This is a genomic window from Nocardia sp. NPDC049190, from assembly GCF_040648115.1.
Classification (GTDB): Bacteria; Actinomycetota; Actinomycetes; order Mycobacteriales; family Mycobacteriaceae; genus Nocardia.
This window is the reverse complement of the sequence record NZ_JBEZDE010000002.1, coordinates 136,585-150,342: the sequence shown is the minus strand read 5'-3', so window position 1 is coordinate 150,342 and position 13,758 is coordinate 136,585. Positions and strand designations below refer to the sequence as shown.

The window sequence follows — 13,758 nt, the reverse complement described above, 5'->3', positions numbered from 1 at the left end:
CGATCGATCGCAGGAGTAGAGCGCTGACGTCTCCGCACGCCCCGTGGAAGCCCGCAGCGGCGCCGGCCACCGTTGTCGTGCTCGCGTCAGGCACCGGCTCGCTGTTGCGGGCCCTGCTGGACGCCGCGTCCGCACCCGACTATCCGGCGAAGGTCGTCGCAGTCGGCGTCGACCGCACCTGCGCCGCCACCGAGCACGCGGACGCCGCGGGCGTGCCGCACTTCCGGTTGGCCCTGAACGATTTTCCGGATCGGGCCGCGTGGGATGTCGCGCTCACCCAGGCCGTCGCCGCCCACGCCCCTGATCTCGTGGTGTCGGCGGGTTTCATGAAGCTGCTCGGTCCCGTCTTCCTGGACCGATTCGGCGGCCGAATCATCAACACCCACCCCGCGCTGTTGCCCGCGTTCCCCGGCGCGCACGGAGTGCGCGACGCGCTCGCGTATGGGGTGCGGATTACCGGCTCCACCGTGCATCTGGTCGACGCGGGTGTCGACACCGGGCCGATCCTCGCGCAGGAGGCGGTTGCGGTACGTCCGGAGGACGACGAGGCCACTCTGCACGAGCGCATCAAGGTTGTCGAGCGACGGTTGCTGGCGGACGTTGTCGCCGCCGTCGCGACGCGAGGCATTGTCTCCGACGGACGAAAGGCAGTTATCCCAGATGAGCGAGTTCTCCGGTGAGTGAACGTAGGCCGATCAGCAGGGCGCTGGTGAGCGTCTACGACAAGACGGGTCTGACCGAGCTCGCGACCGGTCTGCACGCGGCCGGCATCGAGCTGGTCTCGACCGGGTCCACCGCGAGCAGGATCGCCGACGCGGGTATCCCGGTGACCAAGGTCGAGGACCTGACCGGGTTCCCGGAGACCCTGGACGGGCGGGTCAAGACGCTGCATCCGCGGGTACACGCGGGGATCCTGGCCGACTCACGCAAGCAGGAGCACGTAGACCAGCTGGTCGAACTCGGCGTCGAAGCCTTCCAGCTGGTGGTGGTGAACCTCTACCCGTTCACCGAGACCGTGGCGAGCGGGGCGAGCCCCGACGAGTGCGTCGAGCAGATCGACATCGGCGGGCCGTCCATGGTGCGCGCCGCGGCGAAGAATCATCCTTCGGTGGCCGTGGTCGTCGACAGCGGCGACTACGACGACGTGTTGGCCGCGGTGGAATCCGGCGGCTTTACCCTCACCGAGCGAACAGCCTTGGCGGCCAAGGCTTTCCAGCACACCGCGAGCTATGACGTCGCGGTCGCCGGCTGGATGACCAACGTGCTCGTCGACGGTGCTTCCGCCGACGCCGCGACCGGATTCCCGGAATGGCTCGGCGGCACCTGGGCGCGGTCGGCGGTGCTGCGCTACGGCGAGAATCCGCACCAGGCCGCCGCGTTGTACACCACCGGCGACGGCAGCCTCGGACTGGCACAGGCGCAGCAGATGCACGGCAAGGAAATGTCGTACAACAACTACGTCGATGCGGATGCCGCCTGGCGCGCCGCCTACGATCACGAGGCCCCCGCGGTCGCGATCATCAAGCACGCCAACCCTTGTGGCATCGCGCTGGGCGACGACATCGCCGAAGCGCATCGCAAAGCACACGCGTGCGACCCGGTCAGCGCGTTCGGCGGGGTGATCGCCGCCAACCGTCAGGTCACCGTGGAGATGGCCGAGCAGGTCGCCGAGATCTTCACCGAGGTGATCGTCGCCCCCTCCTACGCTGACGGCGCCGTGGAAGTGTTGCAACGCAAGAAGAACGTGCGCATCCTGGCCGCGCAGCCGCCGCGGCGCACGGGCGCCGAACTGCGCCCGATCAGTGGGGGCGCACTGCTGCAGCAGCGCGACGTGCTCGATGCCGCAGGCGACAACTCGGCCGACTGGACCCTGGTCGCGGGCGAGCCCGCGGATGCGGAAACCCTGGCGGATCTCGAATTCGCCTGGCGCGCTTGCCGGGCCGTCAAGTCCAACGCGATCCTGCTGGCACACGACGGTGCGTCCGTCGGCGTCGGCATGGGCCAGGTCAATCGTGTCGACGCGGTGGGTCTCGCGGTGCAGCGCGCCGGTGACCGTGCCAAGGGCTCGGTGGCAGCCTCTGACGCGTACTTCCCGTTCCCGGACGGTCCGCAAACTCTGATCCAGGCCGGAGTGCGCGCGATCGTCCAACCCGGTGGTTCGGTCCGCGACCAGGAAACCATCGACATCGCCCGCGCGGCGGGGGTAACCCTCTACCTCACCGGCGCCCGCCACTTCGCGCACTGAGGTCGCCATCGATCAGAACGCCGCGTCGGACGATACGTCCGACGCGGCGTTCGGCGTTCGGTGGTCGATGGTCGGTATCCAGGGTGTAGGCCGAGCCGACTGGCACTTCGGGGACCGTCACCTAGACGGCGGCGCGTGGGCCGGCTCGTTCCGGCGCAGTGCCGCACCGGCCGGGAACGGAATGTCGCAAATAAGTAGCAATCTTCCTCCCGGCGTGGTGTGGATCGTCCGCGCCGGGGCTACTCGTGCGATCAGACCGCGCTGAGCACCGTGCGATTACCGAGCGGTGCTTTCAGCGGCACCTCCAGCGTGCCGAAGATCGCGATCATCGTGCACATCCGCCCTACCGCGTCCGCGCGGGTGCCCGAGCGCAGTTCGACGGTCACCGTGGAATCGGTCTCGTCGACCGAGGCGTCGACGCCGTAGCATTCCGGCGAGCCGGTCTCGAAGTTCACCGCAATCCTGTTGTCCGCCAACCTGGTCCATGACGTGAACGGGATCGGATGCGCGCCGACTATGGTCGGATCGGCGGTGAACTGGTTGCCCTGGTTCCCGTTCGGGTTCTCGGTCGGTGTGCTCGGCCCCGAGGTGGTCGTGGTGCCGGTGTTCTGCTGTGGCCCACCGTCGTTCGAGCCGCCGCAGCCCGCGGCGAGGAGACAGACGAGCACTACGGCGACTGCTGCGGCGGCGCGTCCGCCGGGGATCCGATCCATGCCGTCAACCCTAGTCGGCGTGCCCGGCCAGCTGGTGCACTATGCGCTACGGCGAACTCCATAGTGAACCTTCCGCGAACCCCGCGCGTCGATCCCACCGAAAGCCGGAAATGGGCAGTAGGTTCAGCAGTGTTGTGCGCCAAACGGTTTCGGCGCGCATCGATGTCGGATGATCTACCAGCCCTCCTCGAAAGGAAGAATCGTGGGCGACACGCTGCACGTAGGCGAAGAACTCGGACTGGGCCAGTCCCTCCAGGGGGGTGCATACACCCTGACCTTGCAGGCCGATGGCAACTTGGTGCTCTCCGAGCCGGGCGGAAACGTGCTGTGGGCTACGCAGACTCACGATCAGGGCGTCGAGCGGGCCACCCTGCAGGACGATGGCAATTTCGTCCTCTACAAGGGTGACGGCGCCGCGTGGGCGACGGAGACCAACGGCACGGAGCCCGATCGGTTGACCGTGCAGGCCGACCGTAACGTCGTGCTGTATGGCAGGGACGGCAGCGCGCTGTGGGCCTCGGGTACCAACACCGACGATCCGTTGCCCGCGCCGGAGCCGGAACAGGAGCGGGCTGCTGCCGAGTTCGTCGAAGAGGTTCCCCCTCCGCCGCCCGCGCCGGAGCTGCGAACCTACACCGTCGAGCCGGGCGACACCCTGTGGGCGATCGCCGAGCGCTTCTATGGTGACGGCAATCGCTACCAGGAGATCGCGGACGCCAGCGGCGTTCCGAACCCGGATGCGATCAACCCCGGTCAGGTGTTGACCATCCCGTGATGCGGTAGCGACGGCGACGACCCGGTGCGCGGTGGATTGCAGGGGTTGTCGCACCATCGGTATTGCGAGGCGCTCGGCTGGGTTTCCCGGCCGAGCGTTGTGCGTAGGCGGTCGTTGAACTCGGCGGTGAGTTCGCTCATTCACTCCCACGCCCCGGCACGCATGAGCCCGCTCATCCCTTGCGCTCCGGCGCGGTGAAACCCACGCTGCCGCAACAACTTACGCAGCCCTCCGGCGCCGCCCGATCCTCCCGGACGTCGAAGTCCACCACGCATCCCTGCATCGAGATGGTGTGACAACCTCTCCGGGCGCGCGTCGGGGCCTTGTTTCAGCCCGCGCGAGGTGCGTCCCTACCTGCTGGTGAACGGCAACAGCGCCATCTCGCGGGCGTTCTTCACCGCGATGGCGACCTGACGCTGCTGCTGCGGGGTGAGGCCGGTGACCCGGCGGCTGCGGATCTTGCCGCGGTCGGAGATGAACGTACGCAGCAGGTTCACGTCTTTGTAGTCGACCATTTCGATACCCGCGGCGATGAGCGGGTTCTTCTTCGGCCGGCGGGCCTGTTCGGCGCGAACCTTCTTCGACGGTGCTCGCTTGACTGCCATGTGACGGATTCCTTCTGACGAGATCAGCGGTTGTCTACCAGCTCGATTTGTGCACACCGGGCAATTCGCCCCGGTGGGCCATCTCGCGCACACGCACACGGGAAAGTCCGAACTTCCGGAGATGACCGCGCGGTCGTCCGTCTGCGGCGTCCCGATTGCGCAATCGTACCGGACTGGCATCGCGCGGCTGGCGCTGCAGTTCGGCGTGGGCGGCCGCGCGGTCGGTGTCCGGTGTGTCCGGCTTCCGGATCAACTCCTTCAGTTCGGCACGGCGTTCGGCGTAGCGCGCCACGATCGCCCTGCGCTGGCGATCGCGTGCGATCTTCGACTTCTTCGCCATCTCAGCGCTCCTCACGGAAGTCGACATGCTTGCGCGCGACCGGGTCGTATTTGCGCAGGACCAGGCGATCCGGGTCGTTGCGGCGGTTCTTGCGGGTCACGTAGGTGTATCCGGTGCCCGCAGTCGACTTCAGCTTGACGATAGGGCGGATGTCGGTCGATTTCGATGCCATGGGTCGCTCCTCAGATCTTGTCGCCGCGCGCCCGGATTCGGGCCACCACGGCTTCGATGCCGTCCCGGTCGATGGTCTTGATGCCCTTGGTTGAGACGGTCAGCGTGATGCGACGGCCCTCGCTGGGCAGGTAGTAGGTCTTGCGTTGGACGTTCGGGTTCCAGCGCCGGCTGGTCCGTCTGTGCGAGTGCGACACGGACTTGCCGAATCCGGGCTTGCGCCCGGTGACCTGGCAGTGGGCCGACATGCCAACTCCCTTCAGTAGATGACAATCATTTTCGACAATGACTGCTAGGCAATGTACCGTTGCTCGACAGCAAATGAAAATCATTACCGAAAGGGGTTGCTGGTGTCTGCGCCGGATTCCACCCTGATCCCACCCGAGTCCGACCGGAGGACGTCCGTGGTGGTCCTCGCCGGTTTCGCGGGACTCGCCGCGGACGGCGTGGATCGTGCGGCCGCGGCGTTGCGCGAGACCCCGGGTACCGTTGTCGTCCGACACGATCTCGCCCAGTTGCGGGAGGGCATCGTGCACCGCACGGTGCGCAGCGCGACGCAACATCACTCGGCCGTACTCGAACTCGCGCACGGCTGCGTCTCCTGCACGCTACGCACGGATCTGCTTCCGCTGCTCTGCACGCTCGCCCAGCGCGAGTCCGTGGACCGCGTCGTCCTCGCGCTCGATTCCGCCTTCGAGGCGGAAGCTGTGTGTCAGGCCATCGAGCACGTCGTGGTCACCGGCGTGGTCGGCCGGCTCGATGGACCGGCCTCCCGCGATGTACGGGTGTCGTCGATACTCACCTGCCTGGATGCGGCAGTCTGGCTGGCCGACGCCACCGGGGACGAGACGCTCGCCGAGCGCGGACTCGCCGGCGCCGACGACGACCGGACGGTCGCGCAGCTCGCCGTCGGTCAGGTCGAGTTCGCCGATGCGGTCGTCGCGATGGACTCGGCGGGTGACGGACGGACGGACCGGGGCAAACTCGCCGCGGTGCTGGCCCGACTGGTGCCCGGCGCGCCGCTCGCCTGGGTCGACGATGTGCGCGAACTCACTCCCGCCTGCGTCGAAGGACTGCTGGAGCGCGTTCCCGCTGGTTCGCGGCGCGGCCGGATATTCGATGCACACGCGCCGCTTCTGCGCGGCCGGCCACCGCTGACCAGCGAGTACGGTGTCGAACTCGTGGAATTCGCCGCGGCCAGGCCGTTTCACCCCGCGCGGCTGCACGAAGCGCTCGATGTGCTGTTCGACGGCGTGGTGACCGCGCGCGGGCGAATATGGCTGGCTACCCAGCCCGATGAGGTGGTGTGGCTGGAGTCCGCGGGTGGCGGTCTACGGGTGGGCGGTGCGGGGCGCTGGCTGGCCGCGATGTCCGACGACGAACTGGCCGAGACCGATCCGGAGCGGAGGGTGATGGCCGCGATGCGCTGGGATGAGCGCTTCGGCGATCGGGACGTGTCGCTGGTGATCCTGGTGCACGACGCCGATCCCGCCCAGATCCGTGCGGCGCTGCATTGGGCGCTGGTGGAAGACGAGGAAATGCGACTCGTCGAGCGGGCGCCGGATCGGGTGGCGCAGTGGGAGGACCCGTTCGGGGAGTGGCACGCCGACCCGTGCGACAGCGATGAGACGGCGGCTCTGGCCGTCGAAGACGGGAAAAGCCCGAGAGGAGAGGCGAAATGAAGAAGGGTATCCATCCGGACTATCACCCGGTGGTCTTCGAGGACGCGAGTACCGGAAAGCGGTTCCGCACTCGCTCCACTGCCGTCGGTGCGCGCACGGTGGCGTGGACCGACGGCAACACCTACCCATTGCTGACAGTGGATGTGACCGCGGACTCGCACCCGTTCTGGACCGGCGCGCACCGCGTGCTGGACACCCAGGGACGGGTGGAGAAGTTCGAGCGTAAGTACGGCAAGCGCGTCACGCGTCGCAGGCAGGCCTGACATGGCGGTGCCGAAGCGGAAGATGTCGCGGTCCAATACCCGCAGCCGGCGGGCGAACTGGAAAGCGACCGCACCGAACCTGGTGCCGGTGACGGTCGGAGGCGTTGTGCGGCAGGTGCCGCGCAGGCTGGTCGCTGCTGTGCGGCGGGGCCTGATCGATCTCGATCGGATCTGAGCGGGGCCCGGTCGGGCCGGAACGCGGCGGGCCGACCGGACGTCGATCCCGGTCGGTCCGCTCGTGTTCGCGCGATCAGCCTTCCTTCTTGGCAAGGTCCGCGAGGGCGGCGGCAAGCCGGAAGTACTTGTTGTCGGCCAGATCGGCGATCGTCTTGATTCTGAGGGCTTCCAGCAGTTGCTTGTCGTGCGCTTCGGTGAGACCCGCCAAAGCTGAGGGTGGGGCGGACAGGATTTCGTCGAGCGACTTGTTCTCGTATTCCTTGTCGAGAGCCTTGTCGAGCACCACATTGACGGCCATACGAACTCCTTCGAACGAACCTTGGTGTGTGGCGCCGCGCGAGCGCCTCGTGCACGCCGACGATAACTCGCCAGGTGGCGACGGAGTGTCGAACGCGCCGGAGCGTTTTCGATCGAAGGCGACGTGCCATGGTCCAGGGGCGCATGACAGTGTGGGCGCACACCGCGGAGCAACGGCAACCTTTTGGCAACCGATCGTGCGGGTAGTACGCGGCAAGATTGCGTTCGACCGGATTGCGCAGGAGTAGCTGATGGGTGAATTACATACTGAGAGTTGGTTTTTCGTAGGCGTAAAAGTCCTGAAAAAGTGATGCATTAGTGGCCCTTGCACCGGTATTCTCGTGCGGGAGGGCGGGTTCTTCTGGCTTTCAGAAGAACCCGCTCATCGCCAAAATTCCCCGGCCCTCGCCGATTCTCGATCTTCCGATTGCCCTCTCCCGCTGCCGGTCTGCGCGAGCGTCAGGTGCCGCGGATCAGTTTTCCGAGGTCGACGCCGCGGGTGTGCCGCTGTCGTCGGGAGCGTGCGTGTCATCGTCACGCTGACCTGGCAAACCAGGGAAGTCCGGCAACAGGGCTTCCAGTCGGGCCAACTGTTCGCCGACCAGGGCGGCGGGCCCCTCGATCAGGGACAGCGGCCACGGCCACTGCCGCCCGTTCAGCCGCGCCACCTGTTCGGCCAGCTCGGCCGTCGTAGCCTCCAGTTCGCTGATTTCGGTACGCAATTCGCTTACCTGCGTTCGCAATTCGGCGGACTCGCGTTCCAGTTCATCGATCCGGACCAGCGCCGCGGCCAGCCCGTTCACCATCGTGCGATGGCTGCCGTCCATCTCGGTGCCCAGCTGCGGCCAGCCGGACAGGTCGGGCCCGCGCAGCTGAATCTGGATGTCGCGCAGCACTGCCTCTTGCTCCGGCGTCACGTCCGGGTCCTCCTGTGCAACGAAATCTCACTGGCCACGATCGATGGAGACGCCCGCCCGCCGCGCGGCCAGCCGGCGCCTTGGACATCCCATGGCGGAGTCCGGTTCGAAAAGCATGACTCTCACCTTAGGTCGGTCGGCGGAGAATTATCGGGGGCATTCCGGAACCCGGTTACCCGACCGGATCGTCGTACCGCACACGGCGGTGACTTGGCGGCACGAGTTCGGCGGCTGCCCGGGCCGGCCGTGCCGGCGCAACCGGTTCCGCACCAGTGTCGGATCGGCCCGGTCGACCGGGCGAAGTCAGTGCGCGGGTTGCGGCTTCGGCCCGCGCGGCTCGGGCACGGTTGTCCGGAACTCGCGCCGGTCCGGCGCGATCAGGACCGCCGAGATGGGCACCGTCAGCGCCAGCAAGCCGACGACGAACATCGGGAAGACGAAGTCGAACAACTCCACACCGCCGGGCACCTTCGCAGATCGGTCGATGTCGAAATGCAGTGCCGCGAGCGCGGTGTTGTACGTCGCCGCCACGCCGATGCCGAACAGCAGCACGGTCGCGATCCTGGCCAGCGGGAAGTGCAGGGCCTGGAACGACCACAGCGCCGCCGTCGCGGTGATCACCGCGATAGCGGCGGACACGACGGCAGGCCAGATCGTCACATCGACCGAACCCTGGATATCGATCGAGCCGATACCGAGGTAGTGCGTGAGGCCGATGCCGAGGCCGAGCACCAGTCCGCCGGAAAGCAACAGGGGCAGCCGCAAGGTGCGCCCGATGATCAGCAGCGCCGCGAGCACCGTGATGATCGACATCACCATGGCGGCGATCAACCTGCCCGGGTCGTAGCGTGTGGCGCTACCAGGCACTCGCAGGCCGAGCATGGCCACCGATGTCGCGAGCCACACCCCGACGCCACCGAGCGACACTGCCGCCGAGACCAGCCACACCAGCCGGAATCCGGCCGATCGGGCGCCGTGCACGACGCAGGCCAGCCCGACCACCCCACCGAGCACCGAGATCCCCACCGACAGTGCGATCAGCCAGTAGCCCATGGCGAACTGGTCGACGGTCTCGCCCGCGGCCAGCACCGCGCCCTCATGCATGCGGGGCAGTTCCTTCCAGTTCCTTCGCTTTCAGTTGGGCGATCGCGTACTCGGTGACGGCCGCCAGTGCTTGGCGCACTTCGCCGGCATTGCGCGCGTCGATATCCACGATCGGGACACCCTCGCGGACCGAAAGCGCTTCGCGCAGTTCGGCAATGGGGAAGCGTGGCGAGTCGGGGAATCGGTTCACCGCGATCAGGAACGGCAGCTTGCGTGCTTCGAAGAAGTCGACCGCGGCGAAGCTGTCTTCCAGACGCCGGGCATCGATCAGCACGACGGCGCCGATCGCGCCGCGGATCAGGTCGTCCCACATGAACCAGAAACGACGCTGTCCCGGGGTGCCGAACAAATAGAGCACCAGATCGCCCGGCAGGATGATTCGGCCGAAATCCATGGCGACCGTGGTGGTTTCCTTCTCCGGCGTACTGGCGAGGTCGTCGATGCCGTCGGAGAAGTGGGTGACCATCGCCTCGGTCCGCAGCGGAACGATTTCCGACACGGCGCCGACGAAGGTGGTCTTGCCCGCGCCGAAGCCGCCTGCGACAACGATCTTCGTCGAGGCGACTCGGTCTCGGTTCTTGGTGCTGTCCGGCCCCGGGCTGCCACCCGGTCCGGAATTCCCACTCGGCCCGAGATTCCCAGTGGGCGCTGGATTCCTAAAGGGCGCGGAGTCCACGCAAAGTCCTCTCCATCAGGGAACGGCGCTCGTCATAGCTCGCCTCTTCGGTCAGGGTCGAATGCACGCGCACTGTGCCATCGACGACGAGGTCGCCGATCACCACCCGGACCATACCCAGCGGACGGTCCAGATGCGCGGCGATCTCCGCGACCGACAATTGGTGCGCGCCGAGTCGCAGTATCTCGGCGCGGATGTCGCCGGTCGGCCAGTCGAGATGTGCAGTGTACGACAAGGTCTCGATCACCGCCTCGAGCGGCAGGTCGACCGCCGGTTCGGTGCGCCCTGAGGTCAGGGCATAAGGCCGGACGCGAGTGGTCGGTCGTTGTCCGGGGCCGTAGGGGTTGGACATCTCACGCTCAGACAGCGGTACGGGCGGTGGCGGTGACCACCGAGCCCACCCGGTCGACCAACAGTGCCATTTCGTAGCCTATGCGGCCGATATCGTGCGATTTGTTCGCGAGCACGGCCAGGTGCGAGCCGTTGCCGACGCTCATCACCAGCAGGTAGCCGCGCTGCATCTCCACGATCGACTGCATCACCTTTCCACCGTCGAACAGGGAAGCCGCGCCCATGGAGAGGCTGGCCAGGCCGGCGGTGACGGCGGCGAGCTGCTCGGCCCGGTCACTCGGCAAATTCGGGCTGGTGGCCTGCAACAAGCCATCCGCCGACACCAGCACCGCATGAGATACCCCGGGGACGTCCCGGGTGAAGCGGGCAACCAGCCAGTTCAGATTCTCGTCTGTGGTGCTGTTGTTCGCGTTGGTCATGCAAGCCCTCCGTCGTTGTACTGCGCATTGGCCCGCCCGCTGCGGACCCCACTGAGATGCCTGGTCAGGTTGTTGCGGATTTCTTCAGGATTGCGCGGCGCGGCTTCGTCCGCCGGTGTCAGGCCGCCGGGCACCAGCTGGGCGCCCGGCCGACGAATCGGCAAGCCGCCGACGGTGCGCGAGGTCGTCGTCGGGTGGCTGGCGTCCTCGGCGGCCACCCAGCCGGCGTCACCAGGCGACGACCAAGCGCTGTCCGACGATTGCGCGGCCGAGGGCTCGACCAGCCATTCCGAGACCATGCGTTGGTAGATCGGCGTCGGCGACGCGCCCGCGACCGGTTGCAGTCGGGTGGACGTTGCCGTCGCGGGTTCGGGTGTCCCTTCCTGCGGCGGATCGGCGGGTACGGCCGGCTTCCGGATCGGAAGGCCGGATCCGGCGGTGGTCTGGGGTGCGGCGGTCTCTCGCGGCACGGTCGGGCTCGGACCGGTGCTGTCGTCGATCTCGGTCCACAGATCGGTGTGCGCGGACGCCTGCTTCTCGGGGCGGGACTGCGTGGCGGCGGCTGCCGTCGGCCCGAGCGAACCGGTCGGCGTGCGATCGGCGTCCGCACGGGGTGTGATCACCGGCCACGGCTGGGTGGCGGGCTGATCGGCCGGGTTGTCGGTGCGGCCGACCGGCGCGGAGGGCAGGGGCTGGTCGGCGACCTCGGCGACCCGGATGGCTGGTCGGCGCTGTGGCAGTCCGGAACTCGTCACGCCGAAGCGCGCGGTATCGCGTTGCGGCAGGCTGGGCACCGGCACCAGGTTCCGCTGCGTCCCGGCGGGCGGGGCGGTGAAGGCGGGCAGCTGATGCTCCGCGGTGAGGTCGAGCGGTTTGCCCGCCGGGTCGGTGGTGTCCATCGGCGGTGCGACCAAGGTGCCGGGCAGATGCACGCTGGCGGTGACACCGGGCTGCTGCGTCGTCGTCGAGGTGCGCCGCAGACTCACCGTGATGGTGTGCCGCTTGGCCAATCGGCCGACCACGAAAAGACCCATCCGGCGCGCGGTCTCGACGGTGACCTCGCCACCGGATGCGAGCCGGTCATTGGTGGTCTGCAGGTCTTCCGGGGACATACCGAGGCCGCGATCGGTGATCTCGATCAGGTAGCCGCCATCGACGGCGCGAGACACCATCACTGTCACCGGTGTGGTCGGTGGGGAGTAGCGCAGTGCGTTGTCGATCAACTCGGCGAGCAGGTGCTCGATGTCGACCGCTGGTTCGCCCGCGACGATGCCGTCGGGAACCGTCCCGATCTCCACCCGCTGGTAGTCCTCGACCTGGGAGACCGCGCTCCACAGCATGTCCGACAGCGGTACCGGGTGCAGCAGGCCGCGGCGCAACGCGGTGCCGGCCAGCACGAGCAGGTTGTCACCGTTGCGGCGCATCCGGGTGGCCAGGTGGTCGAGACGGAACAGGCTCTGGAGCCGGTCGGTATCGTCTTCGTCGTGTTCGAGGTTCTCGATCAGGGCCAGTTGCTGCTCCACCAGCGATTGGCTGCGGCGGGACAGGGTTTCGAACATGTTCCCGATCTGCAGGCGCAACCGAGCCTGATCGGCGGCGAGATTGAGGGCTTGCTCGTGGATCTCGTCGACGGCGCGGGCCAGCTGGCCGATCTCGTCGGTGCTGTGCACCGCGACCGGGGTGATCTCCGGAGTGGCGCCGCCCGCACGGACGACGGCGAGTTCGTCGGGCAACTTGACGTGCGCGACCTCGAGCGCGTCGCGACGCAGCCGGCGCACCGGGACGACCAGGGTGCGCGCAACGGACAAGGCCAATGCCAGGCCCGCGAGCAGCATGCCGATCACGATCGTTGTCTCGCGCAGCGCGCCGGTCTGCGCTTCGATGGTGCGCTCCGCCAGGGCTTTGTCGATGGTGTCGATCAGCTGCGCGGTGGTCTTCTCGTAGGTGTCCGAGCTGACCAGCAGCGAGTCGAGCACCGCGGGATGGGTCGCCGGGTCGGCGACGTTCTGACTGAAGGTGCCCAGCCGGGTCTGCACCGCGTCGAGCAGCGGGCGCATATTGCCCGCGTAGTCCGGCAGGATCTGCGCGTACTGGTAGATCATGGTGACCTCGGCGCCCGCCGCGACCAACACGCGCGGCCGCACGCTCGAGTTGCGGCCCGCGTCCGGCGAGCCGACCAACATGCGTTGCTGGGTGAGCATGCGCCGCGCGGTCTGCACCGAGGCCAGCTGCTGAAAGTACCGCTGGATGACCAGGTCGTCGACGGAGGGCGACAGCGCGAGCGCGTTTCCGATCCGCACCATGATCTCGTCAGCCTGTTCACCGACCATCGCGGGCGAGCCGTTGCGCAGGCTGTTGCGCATGGTGGTACCGGTCGCGACGGCGGAGGCGAGTTCCGAGGTGACTCGGCTGCCGGCCTTGGTGGTGTGCAGCGCGGCCTCCAGATCGGCCAGCCCCTTGTCGAACTTCGTCAGCGCCGCGTCGGTCTGCGGATCGGCGGTATTGCCCCAGGTGGCAGTCGCGATCACGCCGAGTTGCTCGGTGGCCGAACCGAACTTGACGATCGGGCGGATGATGATGGCCTGCTCGGTGGCAGCGTCCAACTGCCCCATGGTACGCAGTTCATTGTTGATTCGAAGCACGGCGAAGACGGTCGCCAGCAGCACGGGAAGGACAAGCACCATGCCGACCTTGCGGGTTACCGACCAGTTCGACAGGGTGAATTGCCAGGACCGCGGTGCAGCTTCCATCCGCTTCCGTCGCCTCCGCTTCGCGAGTGACCTCGGCCGCGCGTGGCTGTTCAGTATTGATTCAACCCGCAAAGAACCAACGAGAGGTCTTCTTTTTACCGCACGGAACATACCGTGCAGAGTGATCATCGGCAATCCGGGGGACCCTGCCCGCAAATTGCCGAATATGGCTATAGAGAACATGATTCACGTCAGAATGCGTTAGGGTCGCCTCGACGCCTCGACACCACGGTGGAAGCCGCTGGTCATCCGGGGTCTGTCGGTGTGCCGCGC

18 protein-coding genes are annotated in these 13,758 nt (G+C 67.4%); 6 read left to right on the top strand and 12 right to left on the bottom strand.

All coding sequences use genetic code 11. The annotated features are described in order from the left end of the window. The first annotated feature begins 2 nt into the window (after nt 1–2). Both purN and purH read left to right on the top strand, forming a co-directional pair. On the top strand, nt 3–680 hold the full coding sequence (purN, locus tag AB0B25_RS02715) for a phosphoribosylglycinamide formyltransferase (protein WP_357174140.1): 678 nt from the start codon (nt 3–5) through the stop codon (nt 678–680). Further along, the gene (gene purH, locus AB0B25_RS02710) at nt 677–2,245 is read left to right on the top strand and encodes a bifunctional phosphoribosylaminoimidazolecarboxamide formyltransferase/IMP cyclohydrolase (RefSeq protein WP_357173661.1); all 1,569 of its coding nucleotides are present in this window, start codon (nt 677–679) and stop codon (nt 2,243–2,245) included. Before purN ends, purH begins: the two co-directional genes overlap by 4 nt. Nucleotides 2,246–2,496: 251 nt before the next feature. Here the strand turns inward: purH and AB0B25_RS02705 are convergent, their stop codons facing one another. Continuing rightward, on the bottom strand, nt 2,497–2,958 hold the full coding sequence (locus tag AB0B25_RS02705; RefSeq protein WP_357173658.1) for a hypothetical protein: 462 nt from the start codon (nt 2,956–2,958) through the stop codon (nt 2,497–2,499). Between the two features lie 202 nt (nt 2,959–3,160). On the opposite strand from AB0B25_RS02705, the gene AB0B25_RS02700 reads away from it, so the two are divergent. Continuing rightward, nucleotides 3,161–3,733 (top strand): LysM peptidoglycan-binding domain-containing protein, encoded by a 573-nt coding sequence (locus AB0B25_RS02700; protein WP_357173655.1) that lies wholly within the window; start codon nt 3,161–3,163, stop codon nt 3,731–3,733. 350 nt (nt 3,734–4,083) lie between these two features. Here the strand turns inward: AB0B25_RS02700 and rpsR are convergent, their stop codons facing one another. Genes rpsR through rpmB form a run of 4 tightly spaced genes read right to left on the bottom strand, consistent with a single transcriptional unit; the run spans nt 4,084 to nt 5,097 of the window. Continuing rightward, the gene (gene rpsR / locus AB0B25_RS02695; RefSeq protein ID WP_357072708.1) at nt 4,084–4,338 is read right to left on the bottom strand and encodes a 30S ribosomal protein S18; all 255 of its coding nucleotides are present in this window, start codon (nt 4,336–4,338) and stop codon (nt 4,084–4,086) included. A gap of 34 nt (nt 4,339–4,372) precedes the next feature. Beyond that, complete coding sequence (rpsN, locus tag AB0B25_RS02690; RefSeq protein WP_357173652.1) at nt 4,373–4,678, bottom strand: 30S ribosomal protein S14; 306 nt, start codon at nt 4,676–4,678, stop codon at nt 4,373–4,375. 1 nt (nt 4,679) lies between these two features. After that, nucleotides 4,680–4,850 carry a 50S ribosomal protein L33 gene (gene rpmG, locus AB0B25_RS02685; RefSeq protein ID WP_357173649.1) on the bottom strand — a complete coding sequence of 57 codons (171 nt, stop codon included), beginning with the start codon at nt 4,848–4,850 and terminating at the stop codon, nt 4,680–4,682. A gap of 10 nt (nt 4,851–4,860) precedes the next feature. Further along, nucleotides 4,861–5,097 carry a 50S ribosomal protein L28 gene (rpmB, locus tag AB0B25_RS02680; RefSeq protein WP_357173647.1) on the bottom strand — a complete coding sequence of 79 codons (237 nt, stop codon included), beginning with the start codon at nt 5,095–5,097 and terminating at the stop codon, nt 4,861–4,863. Nucleotides 5,098–5,199: 102 nt separating this feature from the next. Between rpmB and AB0B25_RS02675 the strand changes: the two genes are divergently transcribed. The 3 genes from AB0B25_RS02675 to rpmF are packed head-to-tail and all read left to right on the top strand — an operon-like array spanning nt 5,200 to nt 6,969. Further along, nucleotides 5,200–6,531, top strand: a complete 1,332-nt coding sequence (locus tag AB0B25_RS02675) for a GTP-binding protein (protein WP_357173644.1) — start codon at nt 5,200–5,202, stop codon at nt 6,529–6,531. Then, nucleotides 6,528–6,794, top strand: a complete 267-nt coding sequence (locus tag AB0B25_RS02670) for a type B 50S ribosomal protein L31 (RefSeq protein ID WP_357173641.1) — start codon at nt 6,528–6,530, stop codon at nt 6,792–6,794. Before AB0B25_RS02675 ends, AB0B25_RS02670 begins: the two co-directional genes overlap by 4 nt. A gap of 1 nt (nt 6,795) precedes the next feature. Next, entirely contained in the window at nt 6,796–6,969 is a 174-nt protein-coding gene (rpmF, locus tag AB0B25_RS02665) for a 50S ribosomal protein L32 (protein WP_357173638.1), read from the top strand. Nucleotides 6,970–7,044: 75 nt separating this feature from the next. On the opposite strand, the gene AB0B25_RS02660 is transcribed toward rpmF, so the two are convergent. From AB0B25_RS02660 to AB0B25_RS02630, 7 genes are all read right to left on the bottom strand, one after another. Then, nucleotides 7,045–7,269 (bottom strand): hypothetical protein, encoded by a 225-nt coding sequence (locus AB0B25_RS02660; protein ID WP_357173635.1) that lies wholly within the window; start codon nt 7,267–7,269, stop codon nt 7,045–7,047. Between the two features lie 472 nt (nt 7,270–7,741). Further along, nucleotides 7,742–8,185 carry a hypothetical protein gene (locus AB0B25_RS02655; protein WP_357173632.1) on the bottom strand — a complete coding sequence of 148 codons (444 nt, stop codon included), beginning with the start codon at nt 8,183–8,185 and terminating at the stop codon, nt 7,742–7,744. A gap of 303 nt (nt 8,186–8,488) precedes the next feature. After that, the gene (locus tag AB0B25_RS02650) at nt 8,489–9,289 is read right to left on the bottom strand and encodes an MHYT domain-containing protein (RefSeq protein WP_357173629.1); all 801 of its coding nucleotides are present in this window, start codon (nt 9,287–9,289) and stop codon (nt 8,489–8,491) included. Continuing rightward, complete coding sequence (locus tag AB0B25_RS02645; protein ID WP_357073047.1) at nt 9,282–9,839, bottom strand: ATP/GTP-binding protein; 558 nt, start codon at nt 9,837–9,839, stop codon at nt 9,282–9,284. The genes AB0B25_RS02650 and AB0B25_RS02645 overlap by 8 nt, the downstream gene beginning before the upstream one ends. A 106-nt stretch (nt 9,840–9,945) precedes the next feature. Then, on the bottom strand, nt 9,946–10,317 hold the full coding sequence (locus AB0B25_RS02640; RefSeq protein WP_357173626.1) for a DUF742 domain-containing protein: 372 nt from the start codon (nt 10,315–10,317) through the stop codon (nt 9,946–9,948). Nucleotides 10,318–10,324: 7 nt separating this feature from the next. Continuing rightward, a complete protein-coding gene (locus AB0B25_RS02635) occupies nt 10,325–10,735 on the bottom strand; it encodes a roadblock/LC7 domain-containing protein (RefSeq protein WP_327110218.1) in 411 nt (136 codons plus the stop codon). Continuing rightward, a complete protein-coding gene (locus tag AB0B25_RS02630) occupies nt 10,732–13,485 on the bottom strand; it encodes an ATP-binding protein (RefSeq protein ID WP_357173623.1) in 2,754 nt (917 codons plus the stop codon). The genes AB0B25_RS02635 and AB0B25_RS02630 overlap by 4 nt, the downstream gene beginning before the upstream one ends. Nucleotides 13,486–13,758 lie beyond the last annotated feature (273 nt).

Bases quoted from the DNA above. Each gene is read 5' to 3' on its own strand.
- rpmG (WP_357173649.1), bottom strand. From the start codon at position 4,850: ATGGCATCGAAATCGACCGACATCCGCCCTATCGTCAAGCTGAAGTCG.
- rpsR (WP_357072708.1), bottom strand. From the start codon at position 4,338: ATGGCAGTCAAGCGAGCACCGTCGAAGAAGGTTCGCGCCGAACAGGCC.
- rpmF (WP_357173638.1), top strand. From the start codon at position 6,796: ATGGCGGTGCCGAAGCGGAAGATGTCGCGGTCCAATACCCGCAGCCGG.
- rpmB (WP_357173647.1), bottom strand. From the start codon at position 5,097: ATGTCGGCCCACTGCCAGGTCACCGGGCGCAAGCCCGGATTCGGCAAG.
- AB0B25_RS02660 (WP_357173635.1), bottom strand. From the start codon at position 7,269: ATGGCCGTCAATGTGGTGCTCGACAAGGCTCTCGACAAGGAATACGAG.
- AB0B25_RS02640 (WP_357173626.1), bottom strand. From the start codon at position 10,317: ATGTCCAACCCCTACGGCCCCGGACAACGACCGACCACTCGCGTCCGG.
- AB0B25_RS02670 (WP_357173641.1), top strand. From the start codon at position 6,528: ATGAAGAAGGGTATCCATCCGGACTATCACCCGGTGGTCTTCGAGGAC.
- rpsN (WP_357173652.1), bottom strand. From the start codon at position 4,678: ATGGCGAAGAAGTCGAAGATCGCACGCGATCGCCAGCGCAGGGCGATC.
- AB0B25_RS02635 (WP_327110218.1), bottom strand. From the start codon at position 10,735: ATGACCAACGCGAACAACAGCACCACAGACGAGAATCTGAACTGGCTG.
- AB0B25_RS02705 (WP_357173658.1), bottom strand. From the start codon at position 2,958: ATGGATCGGATCCCCGGCGGACGCGCCGCCGCAGCAGTCGCCGTAGTG.
- AB0B25_RS02630 (WP_357173623.1), bottom strand. From the start codon at position 13,485: ATGGAAGCTGCACCGCGGTCCTGGCAATTCACCCTGTCGAACTGGTCG.
- AB0B25_RS02650 (WP_357173629.1), bottom strand. From the start codon at position 9,289: ATGCATGAGGGCGCGGTGCTGGCCGCGGGCGAGACCGTCGACCAGTTC.